Below are 18,509 nucleotides of genomic sequence, written 5' to 3' on the forward strand. Positions count from 1 at the left end.
CAGCCGAAAATACAGCTTATGAGCCAACGTAACTTAAACTTGCTTTTTAAACCCCAATCCGTTGCTGTGATTGGGGCATCAACGCGCGAGCAACGCGCTGGTAACGTGGTGATGAAAAACCTGCTGGCGGGCGGTTTTTCCGGTCCCATTATGCCAGTCACCCCCAAGTACAAAGCGGTGCTTGGAGTGTTGGCTTATCCCAATATTGAAGCGCTGCCCCAAGTGCCTGACTTAGCCATCGTCTGTACCGCTGCGCAGCGAGTGCCGCGCATTGTCGAGAAGCTAGGCCAGCACGGCTGTAAAGCCGTTGTGGTGGTTTCCGGTGGCTTTGATGAGTTGTGTAATGAAGATGGTATTGCTCTCAAGCATCGGCTGAATGACTTTGCCAAAAAGTACGGTATTCGTATTTTAGGCCCCAATAGCCTGGGCCTGATTTTACCTGGCATAGGGCTTAATGCCAGCCTCGCCCATGCCGGAGCGCAGCAAGGTAAACTCGCTTTTGTGTCACAATCTGCGGCTATTTGTACCACGGTGCTTGATTGGGCTAATAACAAAGGTATCGGTTTTTCTCACTTTATTTCCCTCGGTGATGGCATCAATGTCGATTTTGATGAAATGCTGGATCTATTAGGCCGCGATGGTAAAACCCGTGCCATCATGCTTTATGTCGACTCGGTTCATCAAAGTCGAGATTTTATGTCAGCCGCGCGCGCGGCCTCGCGCAACAAACCTATCTTGGTGATTAAATCCGGTCGCAGTCACGAAGGGGCCCGCGCAGCAGAGCTGCATACCGGGGGTGTAACGGGCAGTGATGCCGTATATGATGCCGCGTTTAAACGCGCCGGTATGTTGCGGGTAAATGATTTACATGAACTATTTGCCGCGGTAGAAACCTTAGCCCATTCAAATCCTCTTAAAGGAGAGCGTTTAGCTATTGTTACCAATGGTGGAGGCCCTGGTGTGTTGGCCGTTGATGCCTTGATTGAGCGTGGCGGTAAATTAGCACAATTAGATGAACAAACCTTGGCTGAGCTGGATAAGGTGTTGCCAAGCAATTGGTCTCGCGCCAATCCGGTGGATATCATTGGTGACGCTACGCCAGAACGATATGCGCGAGCCGTCGATGTGTTAATGAACTCTAAAGAAATCGATGCTGTGCTGGTGATGCATTCTCCTTCGGCCTTGGCACATAGTGAAGAGACTGCAGAAGCCGTTATCAGCGCGGTAAAACTGCATCCTAATCAAAGACGCTTTAATATTTTAACCAACTGGACGGGAGAGCAAGCGGCTTATGAAGCCAGAAGGCTGTTTTCTGCAGCAGGTTTGCCTACGTATCGCACGCCGGAGGGGGCCGTGGGCGCCTTCATGCACATGGTTGAATATCGACGTAACCAAAAACTCTTGATGGAAACGCCGCAGTCGATTCCCGCCGATTGGCCGGCCCATGCCGATATTGCGCGAACCCGCTTACAAGCCGCCCTTGATAATGGTAAAAAAGTGCTTGAAACCCATGAAATGCAGCCCATTCTTGAAGCCTATGGGTTAAAAACGATTCCAACTTGGTTTGCCAAAGATGCCAGTGAGGCGGTAGAAACCGCCAATCGCATTGGCTATCCCGTGGCATTAAAAGTTCAATCACCCGATATTCACCATAAATCCGATGTTCATGGGGTGATGCTCAACCTCAACTCTCAACTTGAAGTACTGCAAGCGGCACAATCCATCAAGCAAAGGGTGAAGGACAGATTTCCACAGGCTAATATCGACGGCATGATAGTGCAAAAGATGGCGCTGACAGCGGGTGCTCAGGAGCTGCGTGTGGCGGTTAAAAACGATCCTGTGTTTGGCCCGGCCATATTATTGGGGGAAGGGGGCTCTGAGTGGGACATCAGTCGTGATGCTGCCGTTGCACTGCCTCCTTTAAACATGGCGCTGTCGCGTTACATGGTGATTAATGCTCTTAAGAGCCAAAAAATCCGTGATCGCCATTTGCCCTCAGGCTTTGATATGGAAGCCCTGTGTGTGATGCTAACGCAGGTGGCACACTTGATCATAGATTGCCCCGAAATCCATGAAATCGACTTCAATCCTGTCTTAATGGCGGGCAGCAAGATCACCTTGCTCGATGTCAATGTCAAACTGCAAATGGTGGAAGGTGATGCGGCTGCGCGTTTGGCTATCCGGCCTTATCCCAAAGAGTTAGAAGAATATGTCACTATTCGTAACGGCTCTCGGGTGTTGGTGCGGCCTATTCTGCCCGAGGATGAGCCAAAACATCGCGTCTTTGATTCGGGGCTATCACCCGAGGACAGATACAAACGCTATTTTGGTGAGCGGGCACAAATGACCCATGAAGAAATGGCCTTGTTAACCCAGATTGACTACGCTCGCGAGATGGCCTTTGTTGCTGTTGCTTGCGATGAACATGACGAGGAAGGGGAGACCTTAGGTGTGGTGCGGGCATCAACGGATCCCGACAACACCGAAGCGGAATTTGCTATGGTGGTCAAAGGCGATATGCAAGGCCAAGGTTTAGGCCGTTTCTTACTGGATAAACTGATCCGCTACTATAAAAACAACGGCACACAAACCTTAATGGGTTTTACCATGTTACAAAACAAAGGCATGGCAGAGCTTGCGCGTAAGCTAGGGTTTAAGGTGACCATAGAGCTTGAAGATGGGCTCATTGAAATGGTACTGCCGCTGCAAGCTGAGTCATTGGATAATTAACCTGAGTGTAAACAACCAAGGTCTTACTGCTTATTAGCCAAAATCAAGACTAACTAATTTCAAGACACCACTCCCTTAAATGTTGGCAAATAAAGCGAGTGGTGTGAGTAATTCCATAAACGCTAGAACGAGCCGTGCTGTAACTGTAAATACTGCCGACTCAGCTCGTGCCTGTCAGCCAGATCTAATTGGCTCGGATAGCCTGTTAAATGCGTGAGTAACTCAGCTTCGCTTAGCCCCTTTTGGTGCACCTCGCGATAGACAGGCGCTAGCTGAGCTAGACTATTTAACGCATCTTGTTTGATCAATTGATTAATGAGTTTGCCCGGCAGTGCGAGCTTGTCTGCGGTGTAACGCAATTGCAGTTTAAACCTTTGCTCACAGCCAAAGCTTGCTTTAAGACATAGCCCAGGCTTAATGTAGGGCAAAGCGTAAGAGGAGATATTGTGATCCACTTGGTCTTGCGCGGGTGTTGTAACCTGCTCAATTTGAGCAATGGCACTGCCTGCGATGGCTATGTTTACCTCACTGCCAATATTGAGTTGATGCTTGGCAAGATAATCCAGTGAATAGCCAGATACCTTGGACACGGTTTTATTGCCCAGCTCCACGGGGGCAAAATGCAGCAGCGGCGTGATTCTCCCTGTTCTACCTACCTTAAAACTCAGCTTTGCTATGGTCACTGATAGTGGTTTGGCTTTGGGTTTAAACGCCATTGCCCAATGGGGATATTGGCGGTTTTCCCCTTGCTCAAGGCGAGCATCTTGGCGACTTAGCTTAACAACCACCCCGTCAATGTCGGCATCAAGCGGCGCGTTATCTTGCCAATGGGTCAGCCATTGCTGCGCTTGCTGTGTCTGATTTAAGGCTTGGGTTAATCCGATGACTTGAGTAAATCCAAATTGGCGTAAGCTAGCTTGTTGCTGCATTTCGTTAGTGACGTGATTGCTGGCTAAGCCATAAGGATAAAAGTTCAGCCAGCGGCCATGGTGCTTTGCGGGCGATTGCTGCTGAGCAAGGGCTGCGGTGAGCTGACGTGCGCTGCTGTAGTTATTTTGCGACTCTTGATTGATTGCCTTCCACCCCTGTGTTGGCATAAACAATTCACCATAGATGACCGCATCTACGTCCTGGGTTAAGCGAAGTGGGATCTGTTTAGATAAGGTGATTAACTGCGTGATCTCTTTGCCGCGCTCGCCGTCGCCTCGGGTGCTGGCATGGTGGAGTTTACCTTGACGATAAACTAACTCGACGGCGATGCCATCTATTTTAGGCTGAATGATAAGGGATTGATCAGAAGCTAATAGCGGCCTGATGAAGTCATCTAACTCACTCATTGTTGTGGTGCTATTGAGACTTTTCATTCTGCGGTGGTGCAAAATAGTTGGCCCTGTCACTGGGTTGTCTAAGCTCGATAGGGGGCTGGTGAGTAGCTGGTTCAATTGGTCAAACTCACCGTCACTTAGGCAAGGCTGGCCCCTCTCATAGGCCTGGTTTTGCGCCATTAAATAGCCCGCTAGGGCTTGCTGACAGTCGGCTGCGAGTGTCGTGCCAGAGCAAAGGGCTAACGCTAAACCAGAAGTCAGATAAGATCCCATGTTTCGATTGGTCAGATTCATCTTGATTACCTGTTTTTTTATACAGTTTAAAGGTTAGCTGGCTTATCGAGCTTGGCCAGAGTGACCAAGGCGTTTAATTAATCAGATTTCATCATTTAGCCTAAGTGCTTGGTTTAACCTGCGTTTAATTCTAGGTATGATGGCGCTTTTTATGGTGGGAGAAGGCGCATGGCAAAGCCGATGATGATGATGGGCTGTACCAGTGATGCAGGTAAATCCTTGCTGGTTGCTGCGGCGTGTCGGGTATTGGCGAATCGCGGTATGAAAGTGGCGCCGTTTAAGGCGCAGAACATGAGCAACAACGCTGCCGTGACACCTGATGGCTTAGAGATTGGCCGAGCGCAATATTTGCAAGCCTTGGCGGCAAGAGCCGTGCCAGACGTGCGCATGAATCCGGTGTTGCTCAAACCGAGTGCTGAGACCTTTAGTCAGGTGATTGTCAATGGTGTTGCCGATAAGGCCATATCTGCCATGCCTTGGATGGACAGAAAGTCAGTGCTTTGGCAACATGTCACACGTGCGTTAAGCAGCTTACAAGCCGATTACGAACAGCTGGTGATAGAAGGTGCGGGCAGTCCGGCAGAAATAAATCTGCGAGCTGGCGATATAGTGAACATGGCGGTGGCGCTGGAAACGCAGGCCGATGTGTACTTGATTTCTGATATCGATCGCGGCGGATCTTTTGCTCATTTATTAGGGACTTGGGCTTGTTTAGCCGAAGAAGAGCAACGTTTAATTAAAGGCTTTGTGCTGAATAAATTTCGCGGCGATCCTAAGCTGCTCGGTAATGCCATGGATTGGTTAGAAGCTAAAACCGGCATTCCTACGGTGGCCAATATTCCTATGTACGATCACCGTTTACCCGAAGAAGATGCCTTTCGCGGCCAAGATACTTATGTCAAAGGCGAGTTAAATATTGCCCTGCTCATTTATCCTTATGCGGCCAACATGGATGAATTTGATCCCTTGTTTCATCAAGTAGGGGTGAATGTGTCGGTGATCCGCGAGCCGCAAGACTTGTCGCGCTATGATGCCGTTGTGCTCCCGGGCAGTAAAAACTCGGGAGCCAGCATGGCTTATTTAGTGAAAACGGGATTAGCTCAGTCCATTATTATGGCTGCAAAATCGGGCAAACTGGTGCTGGGCATTTGCGGCGGCCTACAAATCTTAGGCGAGCAGCTACTTGATCCTAACCATTTGGAAGCAGGGGATTTTGCCGGTTTAGGCCTACTGCCACTGACCACAGAGCTAGCCGCCATCAAAGCCACTTCACAGGTGCATTTTGAGTGGCAGGGCCAAAGGATATCGGGTTATGAGATCCATCACGGTCAAACCAAACAGCATGGCGCTGTCAGCGATTTTTTACAGCCTAACTTAGGTTGGCAACGCGATAACGTAGTTGGCATTTATTTACATGGCGCGTTTGATAATGCAGCCTTTATGGCTTGGTTTGTCAATCAATTAGGCCAAGACTTACCGACTCAAGACTGGCATCAGGTGATCGATGTGGAATTGGAAAAATTAGCGACTCAGTTTGAGCGAGATGGCTGGTTGTAATACCGCAAAGCCCTAGCTCAGCTCTTTAGCTGAGCTGGGCATTGACTAGCTATTGATTAGCCATTATCTAGTCAATGACTTGGATGGTGACATCAAGTAAGCCTTCAGATGTATTGCCAATACGACTAAAAGCGGATTTAGATAAATCTATGATCCGACCGCGAATGAAGGGGCCGCGATCGTTAATTTTCACCACCACAGTTTTACCATTTTTGACATTGGTGACCTTAACTTTTGCACCAAATGGCAGCTCGCGATGGGCGGCGGTGCTGTATTTATGGTGGTAGATTTCACCGCTGGCGGTTTTTCGGTTGTTGTACTTATCGGCATAATAAGAGGCTTGTCCCGATTGAGTGAAGCCGCGCCAGTTTGCCTCTTTACCTGATGGGGTTGAGCTACATGCGCTTAATGCCAAAGAAAAAGCGACGAATAGGGTAGCCTTGATTAAATGGGGCATGTTTTATCCTCGGTATAGCTTTAACTCTAACTTTTAGCCCAATCTTATCGATCAGGGATTCAACCTGACCACTTTCCAGCCATCGCCGTCTTTTTGGTAATCAAATCTGTCATGGAGGCGGTCTGCTTTGCCTTGCCAAAATTCAATGCGCTCAGGGATCACCCGATAGCCGCCCCAAAATTCAGGTAAGGGCACTTCTTGGCCGGCAAATTTTTGTTCAAAGTGTTTTACCTTGTCCATTAATTCTTGACGGCTTTGCGCTACCTCACTTTGATGAGATGCCCAAGCGCCAATTTGACTACCGCGACCACGAGAATGAAAGTAAGCTAGTGACTCTTCATAGCTAACACGCTCAATCCGGCCTTCGATGCGCACTTGGCGTTGTAAGATATTCCAATGGAACAATAACGCGGCATGAGGATTTGCCTCAAGTTGCTGCGCCTTGCGGCTGCCATAGTTGGTATAAAACACAAAGCCCTGCTCGTCGACTTCCTTTAGCAGTACCATACGTGAAGAAGGACGCCCCTCTGGCGTACAGCTAGCTACCGACATGGATTCAGGCAAAATAATCCCAGCTTCCTCGGCTTGTTTTAGCCATTGTTTAAAAAATTCAAACGGGTTGTCGGTTGCTTGTAATTCGGGCATGTCGAGTAACACGCCTTGGCCTAGGGTGAGGGCACACTTAAGTTTGGTCAGAAAAGACATAGTTTGGGTCTAGATAGGGACAAAATAAGGCTAACTATAAGTTTAAACTTGGCTTAAGCCAAGGATTAACCGGTTAATTTCAGCGGTAATTTGGCTTCTGCTATGGTGAGATCAACGTCGCTGGTGGCAATGGCGCAGCAGGTGAGCACTTGACCTTGGCGTACATAAGCCAGTGGCGCTTTGCGATATTGCACCGAGCCACTGTTAAGTTGACATTGGCAAGCGCCGCAATGGCCATCCCGACATTGGTATTCGGTTTGAATGCCTTGATGTTCAAGGTTTTCAAGTAATGTGCGCGAGCTTTCTGCGGTAAAGCTCACGCCATTGATGACCATTTTTGCCATTACAGTTCAAAGTCCTCTAAGTCGTCAGCGTCAAGGTCTGCATTGATCTGGCCCACTAAGTAAGAGCTTATTTCAGATTCTTGCGGCGCCACTTGTACATTGTCACTCACCAACCAGTTATTGATCCATGGGATAGGGTTGGATTTAGTGTCAAACGGGGCTTTAAAACCAATGGCTTGCATGCGCACGTTAGCGATGTACTCAACGTATTGACATAGGATGTCTTTGTTAAGGCCAATCATAGAGCCATCTTTAAATAGATACTCTGCCCATTCTTTTTCTTGCTGGGCTGCGCGCATAAAGATGTCGATGGCTTCTTGTTCACACTCTTTGGCAATTTCGGCCATTTCAGGATCGTCAACGCCATCGCGCCACAGGTTAATGATGTGCTGCGTTGCATTTAGGTGCAGGGCTTCATCGCGGGCAATTAGCTTGATTATTTTGGCGTTACCTTCGAGTAAATCACGTTCGGCAAAAGCAAATGAACAGGCAAAGCTGACATAAAAGCGGATCGCTTCTAATGCGTTAACCGAGTTCATGCACAGGAACAATTTACGCTTGATTTCACGTTGGGTGATTTGCTCAACGCGGCCATCAGCGTGGGTATATTCACCTTCACCGTGCAGCTGATAGAACTGGGTTGCTGTGATCAAATCATCATAGTAGCCCGCAATGTCATCAGCACGTTTTAAGATTTCTTCGTTGCTGACGATATCATCGAACACTTCACTCGGGTTCGTGAACAGGTTACGTATGATATGGGTATAGCTGCGGCTATGAATGGTCTCAGAAAATGACCAAGTTTCAATCCAGGTTTCTAACTCGGGCAGTGAAACTAACGGCAAGAGTGCCACGTTAGGGCTGCGACCTTGAATTGAATCCAACAGGGTTTGATACTTTAAGTTGGAGATAAAAATGTGCTGCTCGTGTTCGGGCAAGTCTTGAAAATCAACACGGTCACGGCTGACGTCGACTTCTTCGGGACGCCAAAAGAATGAAAGTTGTTTTTCGATTAGTTTTTCAAAAATTTCAAATTTTTGCTGATCGTAGCGTGCCACATTAACCGGATTACCAAAAAACATGGGTTCGGTTAGGGCGTTATTTTGTACTTTTGAAAAGGTAGTGTACTTATTCATTCTGTTTATGCTCAAAATACAACAATATTAAGGGAGGCTAAGCCCCCCGAGTGGATTAGATCTTACACGCGCCGCCTTCACAACCATCATCGGCTTGCAGATCTGACTGGTCGTCTGCTGCGCCATCACGGGTGTTGTGGTAATAAAGGGTTTTAAGGCCCATTTTATAAGCGGTTAGCAAATCTTTAAGTAGCAATTTCATGGGTACTTTGCCGCCTTCAAACTTGGCCGGATCATAGTTAGTGTTGGCAGAAATGGCTTGGTCAACAAATTTTTGCATTAGGCCAACGAGTTCCAGATAGCCGGTGTTACTTGGAATGTTCCACAGTAATTCGTAGTTATCTTTTAGGCGATCATATTCCGGTACCACTTGCTTTAAAATACCGTCTTTGCTGGCTTTTATACTGATAAAACCGCGCGGTGGTTCAATACCATTGGTGGCATTTGAAATTTGACTCGATGTTTCAGAGGGCATTAATGCCGACAAGGTTGAGTTACGTAGGCCGTGGGTTTTAATTTCTTCACGTAAGGCTTCCCAATCTAAATGCAACGATTCAGTGCAGATCTGGTTAAGATCGGCTTTGTAGGTATCTATGGGTAAAATACCTTGTGCGTAAGTGGTTTCGTTGAAAGCCGGGCAGGCGCCTTTTTCTTTCGCTAAACCATTGGAAGCTTTAAGCAGGTAATACTGAATGGCCTCAAAAGTGCGATGAGTGAGGTTGTTGGCGCTGCCGTTTGAGTAGTACACGCCATTTTTCGCTAGGTAATAGGCGTAGTTAATCACGCCTACACCTAAGGTACGACGATTCAAGCTACTGGTACGAGCAGCTGGGATGGGGTAGTCCTGATAATCAAGTAGGCTATCGAGGGCACGGACGATCAAATCAGACAGCTCTTCAAGCTCATCAAGATTCTCAAGGGCACCTAGGTTAAATGCCGAAAGGGTACAAAGGGCAATTTCCCCGTTCTCGTCGTTAACGTGCTCAAGGGGTTTGGTCGGCAGTGCAATCTCAAGACATAAGTTGCTTTGACGAATCGGTGCCACCTTGCTGTCAAACGGACTGTGGGTGTTACAGTGGTCAACGTTTTGAATGTAGATGCGACCTGTGCTGGCGCGCTCTTGCATTAGCAAGGAGAATAAGTCAGTGGCTTTTAACGTCTTTTTACGGATGCTGCTGTCTTGTTCATACTGCAAGTACAACTGCTCAAACTTATCTTGATCTTCAAAGAAAGCGTCGTATAGCCCAGGCGTGTCCGACGGACTAAATAAAGTAATGTTGCCGCCCTTAATCAGGCGAGTGTAAAACAGCTTACTTAGCTGTACACCGTAATCTAAATGGCGCACACGGTTTTCTTCAACGCCGCGGTTGTTTTTAAGGACAAGTAAAGACTCGACTTCTAAGTGCCAAATTGGGTAGAACACGGTGGCAGCACCACCACGTACGCCGCCTTGCGAGCAAGACTTAACGGCCGTTTGAAAGTATTTATAAAATGGAATACAGCCGGTGTGGAAGGCTTCACCGCCGCGAATTTCACTGCCTAGGGCGCGAATGCGGCCTGCGTTAATGCCGATACCGGCGCGTTGTGATACGTATTTCACCACGGCACTGGCGGTGGCGTTAATCGAATCTAGGCTATCGCCGGTTTCAATCAGAACACAAGAGCTAAATTGACGCGTTGGGGTACGCACGCCCGACATAATTGGCGTAGGTAACGACAGTTTGAAGGTCGAGATAGCGTCGTAGAAGCGGCGAACGTAGTCCATTCTGATGGATTTGTCATAGTTGGCAAATAGGCAGGCGGCAACCAATACATATAAATACTGGGCACTTTCAAAAATATCGCCGGTGACGCGGTTTTGTACTAGGTATTTCCCTTCAAGTTGCTTGACCGCAGCATACGAAAAATTCATGTCACGCCAGTGGTCGACAAAGTCGTTCATTTGATTGAACTCGTCTTGGCTGTAGTCGCTTAACAAGTGGCGGTCGTATTTGTCCATTTCACACATTTTGACAACGTGGTCGTATAAGTGTGGTGGCTCAAACTGTCCATAGGCCTTTTTGCGTAAATGAAATACCGCGAGACGTGCAGAAAGGTATTGGTAATCAGGCGTTTGTGGGGATATTAAATCCGCAGCGGCTTTGATAATGGTTTCGTGAATATCTTCGGTTTTGATGCCGTCATAAAATTGGATGTGGGATTTTAATTCTACCTGAGAAACAGATACGTTATTTAATCCCTCTGCTGCCCAAGTGATTACGCGGTGGATCTTGTCTAGATCGATCGCTTCTTTTGTACCATCACGTTTGGTGACCAACAGATTTTTATTCATCGCATAACGCCTTTTGAAAATTTGAGTTGTCGAAAATGCAGCATGGTTAAAACAAAAAAATCAACCAGGCTAAACAAATTAGGGTTGATGTTTGATGTGGAGCGCTAGTGTCTTAATTATGCTGCAACCACAATATATAGTGTTTGTATTTTATTTTAGTACAAGATAATGAGGTGAAGCGGTTTTTGCAAGAGGGTAAATTGATCACAACTTGTGGATAAAGTGTGAAAAGATTACTTAGGTTAGTAATGACTAACCATTGATCTCCAAGCAGGTTTAGAACAAGTGAATTTCAAGTCCTTTTTTAGCAAATATTGAAAAAAATATTTATTTTATCCGGTTGCTTAAAAAGCCAACAACCAAGCCCAATGAGTAACCTAAGAGGCAACAGGACTTGGCGAAAGGGCATGCAAAAGTTAGGGGTAATTGGCTCGCATCAGTAAAATCAAAATCTGTGCGCATTATCAAAATTTGATGTTTTGCTTGGTTAAGCCAAGGGTTTTGTCATCAGCATGTAGTTGACGTCAACATTTGGCCCTAAATAGAAGCTTTGACTGAGGGGGTTGTAATGTACCCCCGTTAAATCTTGGCATTGTAACCCTGCTGCATCGGTGTAGCTGAGCAATTCAGAAGGGCGAATGAATTTATGATGTTCGTGCGTGCCTTTAGGGACCCAGCGCAATAGATACTCAGCGCCAATAATCATCATGAGGTAAGATTTGGCGGTGCGATTGATGGTTGAGAAAAAGACCACACCGTCGGGTTTAACTAAGGCTTTACAAGCGCGAATCACCGAAGCGGGGTCAGGTACGTGCTCTAGCATCTCCATGCAGGTCACCACGTCATAGCGGTGAGGGTGTTCCTTAGCATGTTGCTCGACTGTGGTTTGAATGTAATCAAGCTGAGCGCCGGTCTCTAAGGCATGCAGTCGTGCCACTTCTAACGGCTCGGTGCCCATGTCGAGCCCGGTGACTTGAGCGCCTTTGTGCGCCATGCTTTCGGCTAAAATGCCGCCGCCGCAGCCAACGTCGAGTACTTTTTTGCCAAATAAGCCCTGACAGCCCCGATTGATGTAATCAAGGCGGGTTGGATTAAGCAAGTGAAGGGGTTTAAATTCGCCGTCTAAATCCCACCAACGACTTGCCATCGCCTCAAACTTTGCAATTTCTTGTTCATCTACATTCATGATTTCTGCTGCTTTTTTCATCATTCTTGGGTGTGGACATTATTATAAGCGTGAGCAGATCGGAAAAAAGCCATTTTTTCAAAAAAGTTGCAGGTTATGTGTTCTACCTCCCTCTGTCTCTGCCATGAAAATGTGCTAGAATCCCGTCCTCGTCAAATCAGACCGAAATTTTAGATTTAGGGATTTAGGCTTATATGAGCGATCTTGCAAAAGATATCACGCCGGTAAATATCGAAGATGAGTTAAAAACCTCATATCTAGATTATGCCATGAGCGTCATCGTTGGACGTGCACTTCCAGATGTACGCGATGGATTAAAACCGGTTCATCGCCGCGTACTCTACGCCATGAATGTACTGGGCAATGATTGGAACAAACCCTATAAGAAATCTGCCCGTGTGGTAGGTGATGTAATAGGTAAATATCACCCTCATGGTGATACCGCGGTTTACGATACGATCGTCCGAATGGCGCAAGACTTCTCGTTGCGCTACATGCTCGTTGATGGTCAAGGTAACTTTGGTTCGGTAGACGGCGACTCCGCTGCGGCGATGCGTTATACCGAAATTCGCATGGATAAAATTTCCCATGAGTTACTGGCCGATTTAGATAAAGAAACCGTGGATTTTGTGCCTAACTACGATGGTACAGAGCAAATTCCAGCGGTACTACCGACTAAGATCCCCAACCTGTTAGTCAACGGTTCATCGGGTATTGCGGTAGGTATGGCAACCAATATTCCGCCTCATAACTTAACTGAAGTGATCAATGGCTGTTTAGCCTTGATTGACAACAGTGAGTTGACGGTTGCCGAGTTAATGGATTATATCCCAGGCCCAGATTTCCCAACCCATGGCATCATCGCAGGGCGCAAAGGCATCGTTGATGCTTACACCACAGGCCGCGGTAAATTACGCATTCGTGCCCGTGCTGAAATTGAGACCGATGCTAAAACCGGTCGCGAAACCATCATAGTGCAAGAGTTACCTTATCAGGTAAACAAGGCCAAGCTGATTGAAAAGATCGCCGAGCTGGTCAAAGAAAAGAAAATCGAAGGCATTAGCGCCATCCGCGATGAATCAACCCGTATTATTCGTGTTTGTATTGAAATTAAACGCGGTGATGTGGCTGAAGTGGTGCTGAACAACCTCTACGCACAAACTCAAATGCAAGTTTCTTTTGGTATTAACATGGTGGCATTGGAAAATGGCCAGCCGAAAATCTTTACCTTAAAAGAAACATTAGAAAGCTTTATTCGCCATCGCCGCGAAGTGGTGACACGTCGCACCGTATTTGAATTGCGCAAAGCGCGCGATCGCGCTCACATCTTAGAAGGTTTAGCCATTGCACTGGCCAACATTGATCCTGTGATTGAGTTGATCCGTGAATCTTCTACCCCAGCACAAGCGAAAATAGCGTTGCAAGCGCGTGGTTGGGAGCTGGGTAATGTGGCGGCGATGCTAGAAAGTGCGGGCGTTGATGCCGCGCGCCCAGATTGGTTAGAAGAGCAATACGGTATTCGCGATGACGGTTACTTCCTTACCGAGCAACAAGCGCAAGCCATCCTAGATTTACGTTTACACAAGCTAACGGGCCTAGAGCACGAGAAGATCCTTGATGAATACAAGGCCCTGCTCGAGCTTATCGACGAGTTATTGCACATTCTAAACAGCCCTGAGCGTTTGGTTGAAGTGATCCGTGAAGAGTTGGAATTAGTGCGAGATCAGTTTGGTGATGAGCGCCGCACCGAAATTACCGCCATGAGCGGTGATATCGACATGGAAGACTTGATCCCCGAAGAAGATGTTGTGGTGACCCTGTCACGCGAAGGTTACGTTAAATACCAACCATTAACGGACTATGAAGCGCAGCGACGTGGGGGTAAAGGTAAAGCGGCGACTAAGATGAAAGATGAAGATTTCATCGAACGTTTGCTGGTGGCCAACACCCATGACACCATCTTGTGTTTCTCTAGCCGTGGTAAGTTGTACTGGCTGAAAGTGTATCAATTGCCATTGGCGTCGCGTGCTGCACGTGGTCGACCTATTGTTAACATTTTACCGTTAGACGAAAACGAACGTATCACCGCTATCTTGCCGGTGCGTGAATACCAAGACGATAAGTTTATTATCATGGCAACGGCATCAGGTACGGTGAAGAAAACAGCCTTAAGTGCTTACAGCAAGCCGCGTAGCTCAGGTTTGATTGCGATTAACTTGCGAGATGACGATGAACTGATTGGTGTTGATATCACCCATGGTGACAGCGAAATCATGCTGTTCTCCGATGCGGGTAAAGTGGTACGTTTCAAAGAATCTGAAGAAACCCCAGTGATCGATGAGAACGGCAATCCAGTATTGGATGAGAACGGTCAGCCGGAAATTAAATTCCGCGGTGTTCGTCCTATGGGCCGTACCGCTACCGGTGTGCGTGGTATCAAACTGGGCGACGGCCAAAAAGTGGTTTCATTAATCGTACCTAATCAGTCTGGCGATATTCTGACCGTCACCGAAAACGGTTACGGTAAACGTACACCTCAGTCTGAATACCCAACTAAAGGTCGCGCGACCCAAGGTGTGGTTTCCATTAAGGTGAGTGAACGTAACGGTAAGGTAGTCGGTGCAGTTCAGGTTGAAGCATCAGAAGACATTATGCTGATTTCTGATAAAGGTACCTTAGTTCGTACTCGCGTTGATGAAGTGTCGGTTGTGGGACGTAATACCCAAGGCGTGACCTTAATTCGCACCAGTGAAGGCGAGCACGTGGTTGCCTTACAGCGGATTGAAGAAGTCGAGCAGGATGAGTTAGAAATAGAGCAAGCCTCTGCAGAAGGTGGCGCTGAGCAGCAGCTTCCACCGGATGATGAACCATCTGAACAAGCATAATTAACAACAATGAAAAATGAGCGGCTTATGCCGCTCGTTTTATTTTTCGGAACAAGAGAATGACTCAGGTTTATAATTTTTGTGCGGGTCCCGCCATGTTGCCAACGGCTGTTATGGAGCGGGCGCAAGCAGAATTTCGTAATTGGAATGATTTAAATGTATCGGTGATGGAGGTCAGTCACCGCAGTAAAGACTATATTGCACTGGCCGATAAAGCAGAGCAAGATCTTCGGGATTTACTCAATATTCCAGATAATTATAAAGTACTATTTTGCCAAGGCGGTGGCCGTGGCCAGTTTGCAGCCGTGCCTCTTAATTTGTTTGGTGAGCAGCTAGAAGCCGATTACATCATCACAGGTCAGTGGGCTCAGTCGGCCGCAGCAGAGGCGAAAAAGCACGGTAAAATCAACGAAATTGATATCCGTGAAACCAATGCTGCCGGTCAAGCATCATTGCGCGATAGCAGCCAATGGCCACTTAACCCTAACGCGGCTTATGTTCATTACTGTCCTAATGAAACCATTGAAGGGCTAGAGATCAGCACGGTTCCTGATACGGGTGACGTGCCTTTGGTCGCGGACATGAGTTCGACTATTTTGTCTCGTCCTATCGACATCAGTCAATTTGGCGTGGTCTACGCGGGTGCGCAAAAGAACATTGGCCCATCGGGGTTAGCTTTGGTTATTGTGCGAGATGATCTCATCGGCAAAGCGCGCCAAGCCATTCCTTCTATCTTAGATTACAAGGTGCTTGCTGAGTCCGATTCCATGTTCAATACCCCGCCGACTTACAGTTGGTACCTAGCTGGTTTGGTGTTTGAATGGTTAAAACAACAAGGTGGCTTAACGGCCATGGCCGAGCATAACGAAACCAAAGCTCAGCTACTTTACGATTACATCGACAATTCTGACTTTTATCAAAACCAGGTCGACCCGCAATACCGCAGCTGGATGAACGTGCCATTCCAATTAGTGGATGAATCGTTAAACGATGCCTTTTTGGCGGAGTCTGCAGCGCAGGGGCTATTGACGTTAAAAGGTCACCGCATTGTTGGTGGCATGCGCGCCAGTATCTATAACGCCATGCCAAAAGCCGGCGTTGAGGCCTTAGTTGCCTTTATGGACAAGTTTGCAAAGCAACATGGGAAGGGCTAACAATGAGCTGTGATTATATTTCCTTAGCCAATACGGGTGTGCAAGGGCTGCACCCATATCAAGCGGGTAAGCCAGTGGAAGAGCTCGAGCGTGAGTTAGGCATTAATAATATCGTTAAACTGGCCTCTAACGAAAACCCGCTAGGCCCAAGTCCAGTCGTGACCGCGAGCATGTCAGCGCAATTTGCTGAATTAACCCGTTATCCCGATGCCAATGGCTTTAATCTAAAACAGGCTTTAGCGGAAAAATACAACGTCAATGCCAATCAAATTACCTTAGGTAATGGCTCAAACGATGTACTTGAAATTTTAGCGCGTACCTTTGTTAGTCCACACCACGAAGTGATTTTTTCGCAATATGCGTTTGTGGTTTATCCGCTAGTGACGCAATCCATTGGCGCTAAAGCGGTCGCGGTTCCAGCCAAAGACTGGGGCCATGACTTAGACGCCATGGCGGCGGCTATCACGGTTGATACCAAGATGATTTTTATCGCTAATCCAAACAACCCAACGGGGACCTGTTTGTCGTCACAAGCCATTTTGGACTTTTTAGCTAAAGTACCAGAGCAAGTGATCGTGGTGTTGGATGAAGCCTATTATGAATACGCCGATGAACAAGCCGACAGTGTGGCTTGGATCAAGCAATACCCTAATTTGGTGATCACCCGCACCTTTTCTAAGGCCTATGGTCTTGCCGCATTGCGAGTCGGCTATGCCATTTCTAATGACGTGATTGCCGATTTACTTAACCGTGTTCGCCAGCCATTTAACTGTAACAGCTTGGCCCTAGCGGCTGCTTGCGCGGCGCTAAATGACAGCGATTACTTAGCCAAAAGCGTGGCGTTAAATAATCAAGGCATGGCGGATTTTGAGCAGTTCTTTACTCAATATGATTTGCCATACATAGCGTCAAAAGGTAACTTTATTACTTTTGATACTGGCCGCGATGCCATGCCGGTTTATCAAGCCTTGTTACAGTTAGGCGTTATCGTACGCCCAATCGGCGGCTATGGTATGCCGAATCATTTACGTGTCAGCATCGGCACAGAACAAGAAAATCAAACCTTTAAAGCGGCGCTGATCCAAGTGCTCGAGCTAGGCCAATAAGTAGGATATCAATGGAATCTTTAACTCTGAATCCCATCGCTAAAGTTGATGGAGAAATAAACCTTCCAGGCTCTAAAAGCGTATCAAACCGCGCTTTATTACTGGCCGCCCTCGCTAAGGGCTCCACGACGTTAACCAACCTGCTCGACAGTGACGATATTCGTCATATGTTGAACGCATTGAAAAAGCTCGGCGTGAGTTACGAGTTGTCTGCAGACAAAACGACTTGTGTGGTTGAAGGACTAGGGCGTGCCTTTAATACTCAAGGTGAAATGGAACTGTTTCTGGGTAATGCGGGGACGGCAATGCGCCCATTGTGCGCCGCCCTTTGTTTAGGCCAAGGCGAATACCGATTAACAGGTGAGCCGCGAATGGAAGAGCGTCCCATTGGTAGCTTAGTGGATGCGTTGCGCCAAGCGGGCGCCGATATTGAATACCTGAAAAATACCGATTACCCGCCGCTGCGCATTAAAGGCACTGGACTAAACGGTGGCAAGATCCAAATTGACGGCTCGGTTTCTAGTCAGTTTTTAACGGCGTTTTTAATGGCTGCGCCATACGCCAACGCTGATACCGAAATTGAAATTGTCGGTGAGTTAGTTTCTAAGCCTTACATTGAAATTACGCTGCATATCATGGCGCAATTTGGCGTTGAAGTTGAAAACCAAGATTATCAGCGCTTTGTGATCAAGGGAAATCAAGTTTACACCGCACCGGGGACCTTCCTAGTAGAAGGTGATGCGTCATCGGCTTCTTACTTTTTAGCCGCGGCGGCCATTAAAGGCGGCACGATCAAGGTGACTGGCATAGGTAAAAAGTCGGTGCAAGGTGATGTGCAGTTTGCCGATGTGCTTGAAGCCATGGGCGCTGACATCGAATGGGGCGATGATTACATTAAATCATCGGTGGGCGAGCTTAAGGCCGTTGATCTCGACATGAACCACATACCTGATGCGGCCATGACGATTGCAACCACTGCTTTATTTGCTAAAGGCACTACCGCCATTCGCAATGTGTATAACTGGCGCGTGAAAGAAACCGACCGTTTAGCTGCAATGGCAACTGAGCTGCGTAAAGTAGGCGCCGAAGTGGTAGAAGGACATGATTTTATTGAAGTAACGCCTCCTGCTCAGTTAACCCATGCGGCGATTGATACTTATGATGATCACCGTATTGCCATGTGTTTTTCACTGGTGGCGTTAAGTGACACGCCGGTCACCATTAATGACCCGGGGTGTACCTCAAAAACCTTCCCTGACTATTTCGATAAGCTGAAACAAGTCAGTCAGTAACAATAA

At 47.4% G+C, this 18,509-nt stretch carries 13 protein-coding genes; 6 read left to right on the forward strand and 7 right to left on the reverse strand.

What is annotated here, in order from left to right:
- Positions 1–18 precede the first annotated feature (18 nt).
- Positions 19–2,730, forward strand: coding sequence for a bifunctional acetate--CoA ligase family protein/GNAT family N-acetyltransferase (locus K6Y21_RS13785; protein WP_233072421.1), 2,712 nt, complete (start codon positions 19–21; stop codon positions 2,728–2,730).
- Positions 2,731–2,852: 122 nt separating this feature from the next.
- Here K6Y21_RS13785 and K6Y21_RS13790 read toward each other — a convergent pair whose 3' ends face one another.
- The gene (locus K6Y21_RS13790) at positions 2,853–4,349 is read right to left on the reverse strand and encodes a hypothetical protein (RefSeq protein WP_233072422.1); all 1,497 of its coding nucleotides are present in this window, start codon (positions 4,347–4,349) and stop codon (positions 2,853–2,855) included.
- 168 nt (positions 4,350–4,517) lie between these two features.
- Here K6Y21_RS13790 and K6Y21_RS13795 point away from each other — a divergent pair, with 168 nt between their 5' ends.
- On the forward strand, positions 4,518–5,906 hold the full coding sequence (locus K6Y21_RS13795) for a cobyric acid synthase (protein ID WP_233072423.1): 1,389 nt from the start codon (positions 4,518–4,520) through the stop codon (positions 5,904–5,906).
- 67 nt (positions 5,907–5,973) lie between these two features.
- Here K6Y21_RS13795 and K6Y21_RS13800 read toward each other — a convergent pair whose 3' ends face one another.
- The 6 genes from K6Y21_RS13800 to ubiG form a co-directional block, all read right to left on the reverse strand.
- Positions 5,974–6,363, reverse strand: a complete 390-nt coding sequence (locus K6Y21_RS13800) for a septal ring lytic transglycosylase RlpA family protein (RefSeq protein ID WP_233072424.1) — start codon at positions 6,361–6,363, stop codon at positions 5,974–5,976.
- 51 nt (positions 6,364–6,414) lie between these two features.
- Complete coding sequence (pdxH, locus tag K6Y21_RS13805) at positions 6,415–7,068, reverse strand: pyridoxamine 5'-phosphate oxidase (RefSeq protein ID WP_233072425.1); 654 nt, start codon at positions 7,066–7,068, stop codon at positions 6,415–6,417.
- Between the two features lie 65 nt (positions 7,069–7,133).
- Positions 7,134–7,412 carry a class I ribonucleotide reductase maintenance protein YfaE gene (yfaE, locus tag K6Y21_RS13810; RefSeq protein WP_233072426.1) on the reverse strand — a complete coding sequence of 93 codons (279 nt, stop codon included), beginning with the start codon at positions 7,410–7,412 and terminating at the stop codon, positions 7,134–7,136.
- Positions 7,412–8,548 carry a class Ia ribonucleoside-diphosphate reductase subunit beta gene (nrdB, locus tag K6Y21_RS13815; protein WP_233072427.1) on the reverse strand — a complete coding sequence of 379 codons (1,137 nt, stop codon included), beginning with the start codon at positions 8,546–8,548 and terminating at the stop codon, positions 7,412–7,414. Before nrdB ends, yfaE begins: the two co-directional genes overlap by 1 nt.
- A 55-nt stretch (positions 8,549–8,603) precedes the next feature.
- Entirely contained in the window at positions 8,604–10,880 is a 2,277-nt protein-coding gene (gene nrdA, locus K6Y21_RS13820) for a class 1a ribonucleoside-diphosphate reductase subunit alpha (protein ID WP_233072428.1), read from the reverse strand.
- Positions 10,881–11,367: 487 nt separating this feature from the next.
- Positions 11,368–12,066 (reverse strand): bifunctional 2-polyprenyl-6-hydroxyphenol methylase/3-demethylubiquinol 3-O-methyltransferase UbiG, encoded by a 699-nt coding sequence (gene ubiG / locus K6Y21_RS13825; RefSeq protein ID WP_233072429.1) that lies wholly within the window; start codon positions 12,064–12,066, stop codon positions 11,368–11,370.
- Between the two features lie 194 nt (positions 12,067–12,260).
- On the opposite strand from ubiG, the gene gyrA reads away from it, so the two are divergent.
- Genes gyrA through aroA form a run of 4 tightly spaced genes read left to right on the forward strand, consistent with a single transcriptional unit; the run spans position 12,261 to position 18,503 of the window.
- Positions 12,261–14,951 (forward strand): DNA topoisomerase (ATP-hydrolyzing) subunit A, encoded by a 2,691-nt coding sequence (gyrA, locus tag K6Y21_RS13830; protein ID WP_233072430.1) that lies wholly within the window; start codon positions 12,261–12,263, stop codon positions 14,949–14,951.
- Positions 14,952–15,010: 59 nt separating this feature from the next.
- Positions 15,011–16,105 carry a 3-phosphoserine/phosphohydroxythreonine transaminase gene (gene serC, locus K6Y21_RS13835; protein WP_233072431.1) on the forward strand — a complete coding sequence of 365 codons (1,095 nt, stop codon included), beginning with the start codon at positions 15,011–15,013 and terminating at the stop codon, positions 16,103–16,105.
- A 2-nt stretch (positions 16,106–16,107) separates the two neighbouring features.
- On the forward strand, positions 16,108–17,211 hold the full coding sequence (hisC, locus tag K6Y21_RS13840) for a histidinol-phosphate transaminase (protein WP_233072432.1): 1,104 nt from the start codon (positions 16,108–16,110) through the stop codon (positions 17,209–17,211).
- Positions 17,212–17,222: 11 nt separating this feature from the next.
- Positions 17,223–18,503 (forward strand): 3-phosphoshikimate 1-carboxyvinyltransferase, encoded by a 1,281-nt coding sequence (aroA, locus tag K6Y21_RS13845; protein ID WP_233072433.1) that lies wholly within the window; start codon positions 17,223–17,225, stop codon positions 18,501–18,503.
- Positions 18,504–18,509 lie beyond the last annotated feature (6 nt).

Source organism: Motilimonas eburnea, from assembly GCF_021295345.1.
Lineage (GTDB): Bacteria > Pseudomonadota > Gammaproteobacteria > Enterobacterales > CBDFNC01 > Motilimonas > Motilimonas eburnea.